The organism is Bradyrhizobium sp. WYCCWR 12699, from assembly GCF_032144035.1.
Classification (GTDB): Bacteria; Pseudomonadota; Alphaproteobacteria; order Rhizobiales; family Xanthobacteraceae; genus Bradyrhizobium.
In genome coordinates this window covers 378,465-392,507 of the sequence record NZ_JAVTJN010000030.1, presented here as the reverse complement: position 1 = coordinate 392,507, position 14,043 = coordinate 378,465, and the positions used below count along the sequence as shown (strand labels likewise).

The window sequence follows — 14,043 nt, the reverse complement described above, 5'->3', positions numbered from 1 at the left end:
CCACCCATCTTGTGGCGCCCGCAGGTAGAGGCGTACCCTGCATTTTCTGCGGCTTTTGCACGAGGACTGGCGAGGACTTGGGATGAGCGGACCGGATGGAAGCGAGCGGTTTGTCAAAAAGCACGATCTCGTTCTGGCTCGACTGGGCGCAATCGCCGCGTTTGTCGGTGCGACTTTCGCGCTCACCGGTTGCGGGCAGCCGGCCTCGCAAGGCGCTGCTCCCCCGCCAGCGCCCGTGACCGTCGCCCAGCCGGTCAAGCGCACCGTCACCGATTGGGACGAATTCACCGGGCGCTTCGAGGCGGTCGAGGAGGTGCAGGTGCGCCCGCGCGTCGGCGGCTTCGTCAACTCGGTCGAATTCCAGGATGGCGCCATCGTGCGTCAGGGCGATTTGCTTTACGTGATCGACCCGCGCCCGTTCGAGGCGGTGGCGACGCAAGCGGAGGGCCAGCTGTCGGACGCGCGCGCCAAGGTAGAGCTTGCCAAGCGCGAGCTCGATCGAGGCCTCAGCCTGGTGCAGAGCAGCGCCGTCTCCGAGCAAGCCGTCGACCAGCGCCGTCAGGCCCTGCAGGCGGCACACGCCGCCGAGATGCAGGCCGAGGGCGCGCTGAAGGCCGCCAAACTCAATATCGAGTTCACCCATGTGACGGCGCCGCTGACGGGCCGCGTCAGCCGTCATCTCGTCAGTCCCGGCAATCTCGTGCAGGGCAGCGACAGCGGCACGTCGACATTGCTGACGTCCATCGTCACTCTTGATCCGATCTACGTCTATTTCGACATGGATGAGGCGACGTTCATCAAATACAGCAAGCTGTGGTTCGAAGGCCGGCGCCCGAGCTCGCGCGACACGGCGAACCCGGTGCAGGTGACGCTCGCCGGCGAGACCAAGCCGTCGCATGAGGGCACCATCAACTTCCTCGACAACCGGCTCGACGTCTCCACCGGCACGCTACGCAGCCGCGCGGTGATCAAGAACACCGATCTGTCGATCCTGCCCGGCCAGTTCGGGCGTGTCAGGCTGATCGGCAGCGCGCCCTACGAGGCGCTGCTGATTCCGGATGTTGCCGTCGCGACCGACCAGTCCCGCAAGATCGTGTTCGTGGTGAAGCCCGACGACACCGTCGAGGCGCGTCCCGTGGTGCTCGGGCCGCTGGATGACGGCCTGCGCGTGATCCGCGAAGGGTTGAAGGCGGAGGACCGCGTCATCGTCAACGGCATCCAGCGCGCCCGCGTCGGCGCCAAGGTCGCGCCGCAGAGCGCGCCCGCCGGTGGCAAGCCGGGTGACAAGTCATGAATCTCGGCCGTCTCTCCATCAACCAGCCCATCCTGGCGATGGTGCTGTCGATCGTGCTCCTGATCGTCGGCGCGCTCGCCTACACCACGCTGCCGGTCTCCGAATATCCCCAGGTGGTGCCGCCGACCGTGGTCGTCACCACGCAATATCCCGGCGCCTCGGCGCAGACCGTGTCCGACACGGTCGCAGCGCCCATCGAGCAGGAGATCAACGGCGTCGAGGACATGCTGTATCTCTACAGCCAGGCGACCTCGAACGGCCAGCTCACCATCACCGTCACTTTCAAGCTCGGCACCGATCTCGACAAAGCCCAGGTGCTGGTGCAGAACCGCGTCGCGATCGCGCAGCCGCGGCTGCCCGAGGAAGTCCAGCGCAACGGCGTCACCACGCGCAAGAACTCGCCCGACATCCTGATGGTCGTGTTCATGCTGTCGCCCGACGACACGTTCGACCAGCTCTACATCTCCAACTACGCGCTGCTCCAGGTCCGCGACCAGCTGCTGCGCCTCGACGGCGTCGGCGACATCCAGATCTTTGGCGCGCGCGACTATTCGATGAGGCTGTGGCTCGACCCTGACCGGATCGCCAATCTCGGCCTGACCTCGGCCGAGGTGCTGGCGGCGATCCGCGCCCAGAACGTGCAGATCGCGGGCGGCCAGATCGCCGAGCCGCCGATCGCCGACCGCGCCTTCCAGCCGAACCTGACCTTCACCGGCCGCCTGAAGGATCAGAAGCAGTTCGAGGACATTCTGATCAAGGCCGGCTCCGACGGACGCGTCGTGCGGCTCCGCGACGTTGCCCGCATCGAGCTCGGGGCGCTGGCCTACTCCACCAACAGCTTCCTGCTGCGCAAATCCGCGGTTGCGATGCTGGTGACGCAGCGGCCCGGGTCCAACGCGCTCGCCACGGCGAAGAACATCAACGACACCATGACGAGGCTCAAGGAGAGTTTCCCCAAGGGTCTCGATTACAATATCGGCTACAATCCGACGGAGTTCATCGCGCAGTCCGTCCACGAGCTGATCAAGACCATCTACGAGGCCATGCTGCTCGTGGTCATCGTGGTGCTGGTGTTCCTGCAGGGATGGCGGCCCGCGATCATTCCGATCATCGCGATCCCGGTGTCGCTGGTCGGCACATTTGCGGTGATGGCGGCGCTCGGCTTCTCCATCAACAATCTCACGCTGTTCGGCCTCGTCCTCGCCGTCGGCATCGTGGTCGACGACGCCATCGTCGTGGTCGAGAATGTCGAGCGTCACCTCGAGCACGGCATGAGCCGGCGCGACGCCGCGCTGAAAACCATGGAGGAGGTCGGCGGCGCGCTGGTCTCGATCGCGCTGGTGCTGTGCGCGGTGTTCGTGCCGACGGCGTTTCTCGGCGGCATTTCCGGGCAGTTCTTCCAGCAATTCGCCGTCACCATCGCGGTTGCGACCGCGATCTCCTGCTTCTGCTCGCTGACGCTGTCGCCGGCGCTGGCCTCGCAGATCCTCACCCCGCACGAGGCGAAGCGGCCGCCCGCGAGCTGGAATGTCATCGCGCGGGCATGGGGCGCCTTCACCGGCGTGTTCAACCGCGTGTTCGACCGGCTGGCGCACGGCTATGCCGGCCTCGCCAATTTCGTGATCCGGCATTCGGTCCTGATGCTGCTGATCTACGTCGTGCTGATCGGCAGCGCCGGCTGGCTGATCGCAACCACGCCGCAAGGCTTCATCCCGGCGCAGGATCGCGGCTACGTCATCGTGTCCGTGCAACTGCCGGGTGCGGCCTCGCTGGCGCGCACCACCGAGGTCGTGCGCGAGATCGAGCGGATCGCGCTGGATACGCCGGGCATCGTGCGCGTTGCCGCCTTTGCCGGCTTCTCCGGCGCGACGCGCACGCAGGCCGGTAACGCGGCGGCTCTGTTCCCCGTGTTCGACGAGCCCGAGGCGCGGATCAAGAAGGGATTGTCCGCGAACGCCATCACGGTCGAGCTGCGCAAGCGCCTGTCCGCGATCCAGGGTGCTTTCATCATCGTGATTCCGCCGCCGGCCGTGCCCGGCATCGGCACCGGCGGCGGCTTCACCATCCGCATCCAGGATCGCCAGGGCCGCGGGCCCGAAATGCTCGCTGCGGCCACCGACGAGCTTGTCGCCGCGGCGCGCAAATCGCCCTCGCTGCTCGGCCCCTCGGTGTTCTCGCCGTTCAGCGCCAACACGCCACAGCTCTTCGTCGACATCGACCGCACCAAGGCGCAGAAGCTCGGCGTGCCGATCTCGAACATCAACGACACGATCCAGAGCTATTTCGGGTCGACCTATGTCAACGACTTCAACCTGTTCGGCCGCACCTATCACGTCACCGCGCAGGCCGACTTCCCGTTCCGGAAGGAGCCCAGCGATCTTGCGCGCCTGCGCACGCGTAACGCCTCCGGCGACATGGTGATGCTCGGCAGCGTGGTCGAGTTCAGGGATGTCTCGGGTCCCGACCGCGTCGCGCGCTACAATCTCTATGCCGCGTCCGAGCTCCAGGGCGAGCCGGCGCCGGGCACCAGCTCGACCACGGCGCTCAACGCCATCAAGAAGCTGGCGGACGACACCTTGCCGAGCGGCTTCACCTTCGAATGGACGGACCTCTCCTATCAGCAGATCACCGGCGGCAATGCCGGCCTCTACGTGTTCCCGATCTGCGTGCTGTTCGTCTATCTCGTGCTCGCCGCGCAATATGGCAGCTGGACCTTGCCGTTCGCGGTGATCCTGATCGTGCCGATGTGCCTGCTCGCCGCCACCATCGGCGTGCGCCTCATGGGACAGGACGTCAACATCCTCACCCAGATCGGCTTCGTCGTGCTGGTGGGGCTAGCCGCAAAGAACGCGATCCTCATCGTCGAATTCGCGCGCGACATCGAGAACGAAGGCAAGCCGCGGCTGGAGGCCGTGATCGAGGCCTGCCGGCTGCGCCTGCGGCCGATCCTGATGACCTCCTTCGCCTTCATCCTCGGCGTGCTGCCGCTCGTGGTCTCGACCGGCTCGGGCTCCGAGATGCGACAGGCGGTCGGTGTCGCCGTGTTCTTCGGCATGATCGGCGTCACCCTGTTCGGCCTGTTGTTCACGCCGATCTTCTATGTGGTGGTGCGGAACCTGGCGGAGGGGCGGAACGAGGGGAAGAAGCCGGAGATGGTGGCCCCTTAAGCGTTGGTGATGACCCCTCGCGTTCCCTCTCTTACGGTGTCGTCCTCGCGAAGGCGGGACCCGTAACCCCGGGGAGACGTGCGGGGCGAAATGGGTAACCACGGGTCTTCGCCAAACCACTTCCTGTGGTTCTCGCGACGCGCGCAAGCGCTCGCGCGGAGGCCCCGGATCTTCGCTCCGCTCGTCCGGGACGACAGCGGCTATTTGGCGCGCAGAATCCCATACTAACGACCAACTTGAAATGGATGGGCAGGGCCGGGGTTCTTCCCTAATATCCGCGCGATTTCAAAACAGAAAACTGCTGGGAGCTAACAGATGAAATCAGCACTTTTGGCCGCCGTCGCAACCTCTGCTTTGGTGCTGGCGGCGCCGGCTGGCGCGCAAGGCGTCAAGATCGGCATCCTCAACGACCAGTCCGGCGTCTATGCCGATTACGGCGGCAAATGGTCGGTCGAGGCGGCCAGGATGGCGATCGAGGATTTTGGCGGCGAGGTGCTCGGCCAGAAGATCGAGCTGGTCACCGCGGATCACCAGAACAAGCCCGACCTTGCGGCGTCGATCGCGCGGCGCTGGTATGACGTCGAGAACGTCGACATGATCACGGAGCTCACGACCTCCTCGGTCGCGCTCGCGATCCACGAGCTGTCCAAGGAAAAGAAGAAGATCGACATCGTCGTCGGCGCCGCGACCTCGCGGCTGACGGGCGATGCCTGCCAGCCCTACGGCTTCCACTGGGCCTACGACACCCGCGCACTCGGCGTCGGCACCGGCGGCGCGCTGACCAAGGCCGGCGGCGACACCTGGTTCTTCCTCACCGCGGACTACGCCTTCGGCTATGCGCTGGAAAAGGACACCAGCGAGATCGTCACCGCCAATGGCGGCAAGGTGGTCGGCTCGGTGCGCGTGCCGCTCAACTCCTCGGACTTCTCCTCCTTCCTGCTGCAGGCGCAGAGCTCCAAGGCCAAGATCGTCGGCCTCGCCAATGCCGGCCTCGACACCACCAACTCGATCAAGCAGGCGTCCGAATTCGGCATCGTCTCCGGCGGCCAGAAGCTCGCGGGTCTGTTGATGACGCTCGCCGAAGTGCACGGCCTCGGACTGCAGGCCGCACAGGGCCTGGTGCTGACCGAAGGCTATTACTGGGACGTCAACGACAAGAGCCGCAATCTCGGTGAGCGCTTCCTCAAGCGCACCGGGCGGATGCCGAACATGATCCAGGCCGGCACCTATTCGGCGACGCTGAGCTACCTGAAGGCGGTCAAGGCCGCCGGCACCAAGGATCCCGATGCCGTCGCCAAGAAGCTGAAGGAGCTGCCGGTCGACGACGATTTCGCGCAAGGCGGCAAGGTGCTCGAGAACGGCCGCATGGTCCACGACATGTATCTGTTCGAGGTCAAGAAGCCGGCGGAGTCGAAGAAGCCCTGGGACTATTATAAGCTGCTCGCCACCGTCCCCGGCGACAAGGCATTCTTCACCGCCAAGGACAGCGGCTGCCCGCTGACGAAGTGAAGCTCTCTCGTGCCCCGGATGCATCGCAGCGCGCAGCGGTGCGATGCAGAGCCGGGGCCCATCTCTCCGCACAGCGTGCCGCCTGCTGGGTCCCGGTTCAGCGGCGCAGCGTTGCACGCTGCACCGCGCCCGGGACACGAGCAGGTGTGATACCATGCTTCACTTCACCAGCCGCAACACCACCGCCCCCAGTGCGCCCGCCCACAGCGCCATCGCGGCGACGCCCTGGATCATGAAACCGGGACCGCGCTTGGCCGCCGCCTTGGAATAGCCGATGAAGTAGACGACGCGGCCGACGATCCAGACCGCGCCGAGTCCGGCCGCGGCGGCATCGCCGATATAGATCGCGAACAGCCAGAGCGCCGGCAGGACAATCGGCATCCATTCCAGCGTATTCATCTGGATGCGGAAGGCGCGCTCGAAATCCGGATGGCCCGACATCGCCGGCACCTTGACGCCGGTCCTGGTGCGCGAGCGCGAGACGTTGATGGCGGTGAAGAAATAAAACGCGATCGCCAGCAGCGTGACGAGGGCGGTGAGGTGATACATCGCGGAAATCCTTTGAAGAGGTCGCGGCTTCAATACCCGGTCAGCTCGAGATAGCCAACGCCGTGATGGCTCCCGGCAAAGCTGATCGGTCCCTCCCAATAGGAAAAGCCGGTGCCCATCCAGGCCCTGGGATTGAGCGGCTTGCAGAGGATCGAGAACGAGCGCGATGGGATCGCGATCTGCCATTCCACCGGCAGCCTGCGTCCCGCGACCTCCGCGGTCGCTTTCGGAAACATCTGGATGTCACCGCCTGCGATCATCTGCGTCTCGCCGGCGGCGCTGATCCAATTGCCGAACGGATAGTCTTTGCCGTCCTTCTGCCGCAGCCGGTACAGCATCAGCTTGTCGCCGGACGACAGGTGCAGCGACAGCCAGTCCCAGCCGGTCTGGTCAGCGTCGAGCGGCTGGCTGCTCCATTCGCGGTCCATCCAGGCTTGCCCTGAGACAGCGACCGGCTTGTCATCGATGGTGAGCGTGCCGCGCGCGCGGTAGAACGGCTGGCTGTAATAATAGGACGCCTGCCCGCGCTCCGATTTGCGGCTGTAGCCGCGATCGCCCTGCAGCACGACCGGACGATTGGCCTCCAGCGTCAGGGCGTAGCTGAAATCGGTGCTGGACGCCTTCAGTGTCAGCGGCGCCAAACTGCGATCGTCGGCGTGCTCAAGCCCCTTCATCTCCCAATCGTCGATCCAGGCCGCAAACGGCTTTTCCGTGACCCCTGCTTGGCCCACACCACCACGTGAAAAGACTTCGTTGAAGCGATGGGTGTCGGCGCGCGTCACCGCCGCATGCGCCATCCATATCTGCCGATTGGCCCAGCCTTCGCCTTGCGGACCCGGCTGTGATGCCTGGCGGAACAGCGTCCATTGCAGGCCGCACGCCGCACCGCTGCCATCGACGAGATTTGCCGTCAGATACCACCACTCGATGCGAAACTCCGGATGCGGCCCGTGATCGGCCGGAAATGCGAATGTCTTTCCCGGCGTCACCTGTGCAAAGCCGTCCGCGGTCTCGCCGAGGCCGGCATAGCCTTGCGCGCCGGCGCGGCGTGCGAGCGCCAGCGCGGCGATGCCGCCGGCGAAGGCGCGGCGCGAGATGCGATCAGCGCTCATTGGCGAACACCTTGACGAGGCTGGCCGGCTGCATCCGTGCGAGCCGCACGACCGGCAACAGGGCCGCGAGCAACGAGGCCAGCAGCGCCACCGCGACGAGCCCGATCAACTGCGCCGGAAACACATGGAACGGCAGCCGCCAGCCGAATGCCTTCACGTTGACGATCGCGATCAGGCACCACGCCACCAGGAGGCCGAGCGGCACGGCCAGCAGCGATGTGAACAGCGCGACCGACAGCGTCTTGGTCAGTTCGATCGCGGCGAGGCGCGGCCGCGTGATGCCGATCGCCCATAGCGGCGCGAGTTGCGGCAGGCGGGAGTTCGCCAGCGTCAATAGGCTCGTGAACAGCGCGATGCCGGCGACGCCGAGCGTGAACGCATTCAGCGCGGACGTGACCGCAAAGGTGCGGTTGAAGATGCGGATCGATTCTGCCTTCACCGTTGCCTGGTCGGCGACGCTGCGGTCGTCGAGCGCAAACTGCTTCTGCAGCGCCGCGACCAGGCCGGGGATATTCTCCCTGGCAACGATCAGGCCCATCCGCGTCTGCGGCGTCTGCGGAAACTGCCGCATCAGCGCCGCGACATTCACCGCGAGCTGTCCCTTGGGATTGCCGTAATCGGCATAGATGCCGACGATGTCGAGCTCCCAGGTCCCGCCAGGTGCCGGCACCTCGACGACGTCGCCAATGCGCACATTCAGGCGGCGGCTGAGCTGCTCGCTGATGAAGGCGGCATTCCCCGGCACGAGCCGGGTCCAGACGCGGGGCGCGGCGTCTAGCAGCGGCCAGCGCTCGCGATAGAGTGCATGATCGGGCAGGCCGAGCAGCTCCACCGGCTGGCCCTGAACCTGCGCTTCGGCGCGGCCGCCCGACAGGATCGCCTCAACGTCGCTGCGCTGCTTCAGCCAGTTGCGGATCTCCGTGCCTTGCGCGTTGTCGGCGGCGCTGATGTAGACGTCGGCGGCGAGCCGTCCGTTGAGCCAGCCGATGAAGGTGCGGCTGAACGTCCCCACCATGGTGGAGACCCCGACATTGACGGCGAGGGCGAGCAGGAGCGCCATCAGCGCCAGCGACAATCCCGAGAGCTGCTGCCGGCTGTCCGCCCAGAACCACAGCGCCAGCGGTTTTCGCGCGGCACGTTGGCCGGCCAGCAGGAGCAGTTCGAGGAAGGCCGGCAGGATCAGGGCCGCGCCGAGCATCAGGGCCGCCAGCACGCCAAAGCCCGCAATCAGCGATTCGCCATAGCGCAGCAGCAACAGCGCGACCGCGAACACGGTGCAGGCGGCCAGGCTCTGCAGGATCAGCCAGCGGCGCTGCCGCTGCTGCCAGGCGTGCGGCTGGGCCGTTGCCAGCACCGGCATCCGGATCGCCTTGATCAGGCTGGTCGCCGCCGCGACGAGCGCGCCCGCAATGCTGATGCCGATGCCGGCGAGCCACCATTCGGGCCGCAAGCTGAGCTGCCCGGGGATTTGCGCGCCATACAGCCCGCGCAGAGAGGCCGCGACATCGGGCAGGAGCACGGCCGCGATGAAATAGCCACAAACGAGCCCGATCAGCCCGGCGATGAGGGCCAGCGCCACCAGTTCGACCACCAGCACGCTGTTGACGAGCCGCGCCGAGGCACCGCAGGCCCGCAAGGTGCGCAGCATCGGCAGCCGCTGCTCGAAGGCGAGGCCGACGGCTGAGTTGACGATGAAGAGGCCGACGAAAAACGACAGCAGGCCGAACGCCGTGAGGTTGAGATGGAAGCTGTCGGTGAGGTGCTCCAGCTCGGTCTCCGCGCTCGGCTCGATCAGCTGCAACTGATCGCCGACAACGCTGGCCAGCGGCGCCGGCTTGCTTCGTGGCTTGCCGATCAGCAGCCGCGACACCTGGTCCGGCTTGTTGAGGAGACGCTGCGCCACGCCGATATCGACCACCAGCACGTCGGGCACCAGCTGCGGCAGCACGCGCAGCGGCGGCAATGTTGCGCCGTCGCTGGTCGGAGGCGCCGCGCCCTCCTGCTCCCGCAGATCGCGCAGCGTTTCCCGTGCCACCAGCGTCTGGCCCGGCGGTGCAACGAAACTGCCGAGATCCGCGGCACCAAGGCGCGGCGCATTGCCGACATCGACAGGGAGCGTCACCGGCTCGATGCCGAGCAGCCGCACCGAGCGGCCGTTGATCTGGACCCGGCCCTCCAGCGCCGGCGATACCGGCCAGCCGGCGCGGCGCAGCTTGACGAACAGGTCCTGCGAGAAGGTTGCCGCATGCGGCGCGACCAGCATGGCCGTGCGGCTGCCGCCGAACGTCGCCGCGGCGCGGTCATAGGCGGTGCGGGCCTGCTGGTTGATGGCCTGCACGCCGCTCCACAGCGCGGTCGCCGCGATCAGCCCGATCAGCAGCGTCGCGAACTGCATCTTGTGACGCCGCCAATGGCTGAGCAGCACCGCGAGAATCCACAGCGCGCGTCTCATGCGATCCGTCCCGCATGCAAGGTGAGGTGGCGGTCGAGCTGAGCGGCCAGATGCAGGCTGTGCGTCACCATCAGGAAGCCGCAGCCGGTGCGCGCAACGAGGTCGCGCGTCAGCGCCAGCACATCCTCGGCGGTGTCTTCGTCCAGATTGCCGGTCGGCTCGTCCGCCAGCAGCAGCGACGGCTTCGTCGCCAGCGCCCGGCCGATGGCGACGCGCTGTTGCTGACCTCCGGATAATTGCTCGGGATAGCGCTTCAGAAGAGCGCCGAGCCCGAGACGTTCGGTCAGCTCGCCGGTCCAGGCCGCATCGTGACGGCCCGCAATCCGCGCCTGAAAGATCAGATTGTCCGCGACCGACAGGCTCGGGATCAGGTTGAATTGCTGAAACACCAGGCCGATCCGGTCGCGCCGCAAGCTGGCGCGCCCCGCGTCAGAGAGCTTGGTGACCTCGGCGTCTCCCAGCCGGATCGAGCCGCCATCGGCGGCATCGAGTCCCGCGATCAGGTGCAGCAGCGTGCTCTTGCCGCTGCCAGACTCGCCGGTCAGCGCGACGCGCTCGCCGTCGGCGAGGTCGAGATCGACGCCGCGCAGCACATGGACCGGTTCGCCGGCCGAGGAGAAGGTCTTGGAAAGATTACGGATGCTCAGCACGATGAATGGCGCCGGACGGAATTAGCGGACTTGTTGCGTAGCACACTTGCTGCAGAAATGCCGGGTTGCGTTGGTCTCGAAGCCGTTGTTAGCTCCCAAGACGGCCAAATCAAAAAAGTGCCAAAAAGACATGCGGGGAGAACGATGAGCGCTCAGGGAACGCCTGATACGGCGGGCAGCACGGCGGGGAACTCCAAGGCTTCGGCAAAGCCGACGCCGAAGGGCGCCTGGACCGTCACTTTTCTCCTCTTTCTCTTCATGGTCGTGAACTTCGCGGACAAGATCGTCGTCGGCCTCGCCGGCGTGCCGATCATGACCGATCTGAAGCTCTCACCGGGGCAGTTCGGCCTGCTCGGCTCCTCGTTCTTCTTCCTGTTTTCGATCGCCGCGATCGTGGTCGGCTTCATCGTCAACAAGGTGCCGACGCGCTGGGTGCTGCTGGCGCTCGCGGTGGTCTGGGCGCTGGCGCAATTTCCCATGGTCGGCACCGTCTCCTTCACGACGCTGTTGATCTGCCGCATCGTGCTGGGCGCCGGCGAAGGCCCGGCCTTCTCGGTCGCCGCGCACGCGATCTACAAATGGTTTCCCGACGAGAAGCGCACGCTGCCGACCGCGATCTTGTCGCAGGGCTCTGCCTTCGGCGTGATCCTCGCCGTGCCAGCGCTGAACTGGGTCATCGTCAATCATTCCTGGCACTATGCCTTCGGCACGCTCGGCGTCGTCGGCCTGATCTGGGTTTGTGCCTGGCTCGCGCTCGGCAAGGAAGGACCGCTGGAGGACACGCAGGTCCTGGCCGCGACCGAGTCGAAGATTCCCTATTTGCAGCTTCTCACCTCGCGCACCTTCATCGGCTGCGTCGCGGCGACCTTCGGCGCCTATTGGGCGCTGTCGCTCGGCCTGACCTGGTTCACGCCTTTCATCGTCAAGGGGCTCGGCTTCTCGCAGAGCCAGGCCGGCTTCATCTCGATCCTGCCCTGGGTGTTCGGCGCCACCATCGTCATCCTCACGGGATGGATCTCGCAGGTGATGATGGCGCGGGGCTACAACACCCGCGCGGCCCGCGGCGTGCTCGGCTCGGTGCCGCTGGTGATCGGCGGGCTGATCCTGGCAATGATGCCGCATGTCCAGGGCGCGGGCCTGCAGATCGCGCTGCTCGTGGTCGGCTCGGGCCTGTGCGGGGCGATCTATGTCGTCTGCCCGCCGATGCTCGGCGAGTTCACGCCGACGTCGCAGCGCGGCGCGATCCTCGCCATCTACGGCGCGCTCTACACGCTGGCCGGCATCGTCGCGCCGGCCGTGATGGGGGCGATGATCCAGCGTGCCGGCAGCACGATCGACGGCTACATGACCGGCTTCACCATCAACGCCGTGATCATGGTCGGCTCCGGCCTGCTCGGCCTGCTGCTGCTCTGGCCGAACACGGAAAAGGCGAGGTTGAGCCGTGGTGCCGCGGCGCAAAGCGCCGAGCTGAAGGGCGCGGTGACGCTGACGTAAGGGGGCTCACACGCCGCTGTCGTCCCTGCGAACGCAGGGACGACACTGAAAGTGAGGCGCGTGCTGCGCACCTCACAACTCCACCTAGTTCATCCCCTTCGCGCCCCGGATCAGCTTCCCCGGCCGCCGGCCGGTGGCCTCGCCGTGCCGCCGCGTCACCACGCCCGACACGATCGTGGCATCATAGCCGTCGACATCCTGCAGCAGCCGTCGCCCGCCGACCGGCAGATCGTAGCGCACCTTGGGCGGATGCAGGTGCAGGCGGTCATAGTCGATCACATTGACGTCGGCCTTGTAGCCGGGCGCAATCAGCCCGCGGTCGGTGAGGCCGACCGATAGCGCGGTCTTGCGCGACTGCGCCGCGACCACGAACGGGATCGACAGCTTCTCGCCGCGCGTGCGGTCGCGCGTCCAGTGCGTCAAGAGATAGGTCGGGAAGCTCGCATCGCAGATGATGCCGCAATGCGCGCCGCCGTCGGACAGGCCCGGCACCGATTGCGGGTCGATCAGCATCTCGCGCGTCGCGTCGAGATTGCCGTCGGCATAATTGAGGAACGGCACATAGAGCATGCCGCGGCCCTCGTCCGACAGCATCGCGTCATAGGCGAGCTCCTCCGGCTGGCGCCCCTGCTTGCGCGCCTGCGGCCCCAGCGCGTTCTCCGGCGGCTGCTCGTAATCAGGGGGATCGCCGAGCAGGAACATCTTGTCGTAATTGGGCCGGAAGAACAGCGGATCGTCGGTCGCGGTCGCCGTCTCGCTCAGGATCGCCTTGCGCACCTCCGGTTGATGCAGCCGCGCGAGCCTCTCTCCAAGCGGCAGATGCGCGATCGCCTTGTAGCTCGGATGGGTCTGGAACGGGTTGCGCGACAGCTCGAGGCCCAGCAGCAGGCCGACCGGGCGCGCCGCGATCTGCGCGGTGATGGAAAGGCCGCGCCTCGCCGCCGCGTTGATCTCGTCCAGCGTCTGGCGCCAGCGGTTTGGCGCCTTGTCGTTCTGCGTGATCGAGAACGAGATCGGGCACTTGGTGGCATCCGCCACCCGCAGCATCATCGGCAGGTCTTCGTGGATGGTGGAGAGATCCAGCACGAATTGCAGCACACTGCGGCCCTGCCGATGCATGGCGCCGGCAATTGCAGTGAGCTCGTCCTCGCCGGCCTTCAGCGTCGGCGTAAAGTCGCCGGTCGACGTGCGATGATTGAGCGTGCGCGACGTCGAGAAGTCGAGCGCGCCCGAGCGCACCGCTTCGCCCGCGAGCCTTGCCATCGCGGCATTGTCTTCCGCGGTCGAAGGATCGCGGCGCGCGCCGCGCTCGCCCATGACATAGACCCGCAGCGCGGCATGCGGCAGCTGCGCGCCGACGTCGATGTCGAAATCGCGCTTGGCGAGCCAGTCCATGTAGTCCGGAAAGCTCTCCCAGGCCCAGGGAATGCCGGCGCTCAGCACCGGCTCGGGAATGTCCTCGACGCCTTCCATGAGCTGGATCAGGCGGGTGTGGTCGGCGGGCTTGCAAGGCGCGAAGCCGACGCCGCAATTGCCCATGATCGCGGTGGTGACGCCGTTCTGCGACGACGGCGTGATGTCCTGGCTCCAGGTGACCTGGCCGTCGTAATGCGTGTGCACGTCCACGAAGCCCGGCGTCACCAGCTTGCCGCGTGCGTCGATCTCTTCGTGTCCCTTCGAGGCGACCTTCCCGACCTCGCTGATCTTCCCTCCGGTGATGGCGACGTCCGCCTCGAACAGCTCGCCGACGCGTCCGTCCGCGACGGTGCCGCCGCGGATCACGAGATCAGGGGTGCTCATGGTGTTTCTTCCCGAA

General features: G+C 66.4%; 9 protein-coding genes. 4 read left to right on the top strand and 5 right to left on the bottom strand.

Annotated features, from left to right (window positions below; translation table 11 throughout):
* Positions 1 to 82: 82 nt before the first annotated feature.
* From RPS27_RS12685 to RPS27_RS12675, 3 genes are all read left to right on the top strand, one after another.
* Positions 83 to 1,294, top strand: a complete 1,212-nt coding sequence (locus RPS27_RS12685) for an efflux RND transporter periplasmic adaptor subunit (protein ID WP_211415474.1) — start codon at positions 83 to 85, stop codon at positions 1,292 to 1,294.
* Positions 1,291 to 4,461, top strand: a complete 3,171-nt coding sequence (locus tag RPS27_RS12680; RefSeq protein ID WP_212065015.1) for an efflux RND transporter permease subunit — start codon at positions 1,291 to 1,293, stop codon at positions 4,459 to 4,461. The genes RPS27_RS12685 and RPS27_RS12680 overlap by 4 nt, the downstream gene beginning before the upstream one ends.
* A gap of 315 nt (positions 4,462 to 4,776) precedes the next feature.
* Positions 4,777 to 5,970, top strand: coding sequence for an ABC transporter substrate-binding protein (locus tag RPS27_RS12675; protein WP_211415476.1), 1,194 nt, complete (start codon positions 4,777 to 4,779; stop codon positions 5,968 to 5,970).
* Positions 5,971 to 6,129: 159 nt separating this feature from the next.
* Here the strand turns inward: RPS27_RS12675 and RPS27_RS12670 are convergent, their stop codons facing one another.
* From RPS27_RS12670 to RPS27_RS12655, 4 genes are read right to left on the bottom strand one after another with little or no spacing between them, the layout of a single operon-like run.
* The gene (locus RPS27_RS12670) at positions 6,130 to 6,519 is read right to left on the bottom strand and encodes an MAPEG family protein (RefSeq protein WP_211415477.1); all 390 of its coding nucleotides are present in this window, start codon (positions 6,517 to 6,519) and stop codon (positions 6,130 to 6,132) included.
* Positions 6,520 to 6,548: 29 nt separating this feature from the next.
* The gene (locus tag RPS27_RS12665; protein WP_212065016.1) at positions 6,549 to 7,631 is read right to left on the bottom strand and encodes a lipocalin-like domain-containing protein; all 1,083 of its coding nucleotides are present in this window, start codon (positions 7,629 to 7,631) and stop codon (positions 6,549 to 6,551) included.
* On the bottom strand, positions 7,621 to 10,083 hold the full coding sequence (locus RPS27_RS12660) for an ABC transporter permease (protein WP_212065017.1): 2,463 nt from the start codon (positions 10,081 to 10,083) through the stop codon (positions 7,621 to 7,623). Before RPS27_RS12660 ends, RPS27_RS12665 begins: the two co-directional genes overlap by 11 nt.
* Positions 10,080 to 10,733 (bottom strand): ABC transporter ATP-binding protein, encoded by a 654-nt coding sequence (locus RPS27_RS12655; protein ID WP_211415480.1) that lies wholly within the window; start codon positions 10,731 to 10,733, stop codon positions 10,080 to 10,082. Before RPS27_RS12655 ends, RPS27_RS12660 begins: the two co-directional genes overlap by 4 nt.
* Positions 10,734 to 10,877: 144 nt before the next feature.
* Here RPS27_RS12655 and RPS27_RS12650 point away from each other — a divergent pair, with 144 nt between their 5' ends.
* Positions 10,878 to 12,227, top strand: coding sequence for an MFS transporter (locus tag RPS27_RS12650; protein WP_212065018.1), 1,350 nt, complete (start codon positions 10,878 to 10,880; stop codon positions 12,225 to 12,227).
* An 84-nt stretch (positions 12,228 to 12,311) separates the two neighbouring features.
* On the opposite strand, the gene RPS27_RS12645 is transcribed toward RPS27_RS12650, so the two are convergent.
* Positions 12,312 to 14,027: an amidohydrolase family protein gene (locus RPS27_RS12645; protein ID WP_212065019.1), complete on the bottom strand. Its 1,716-nt coding sequence runs from the start codon at positions 14,025 to 14,027 to the stop codon at positions 12,312 to 12,314.
* Between the last annotated feature and the right edge of the window lie 16 nt (positions 14,028 to 14,043).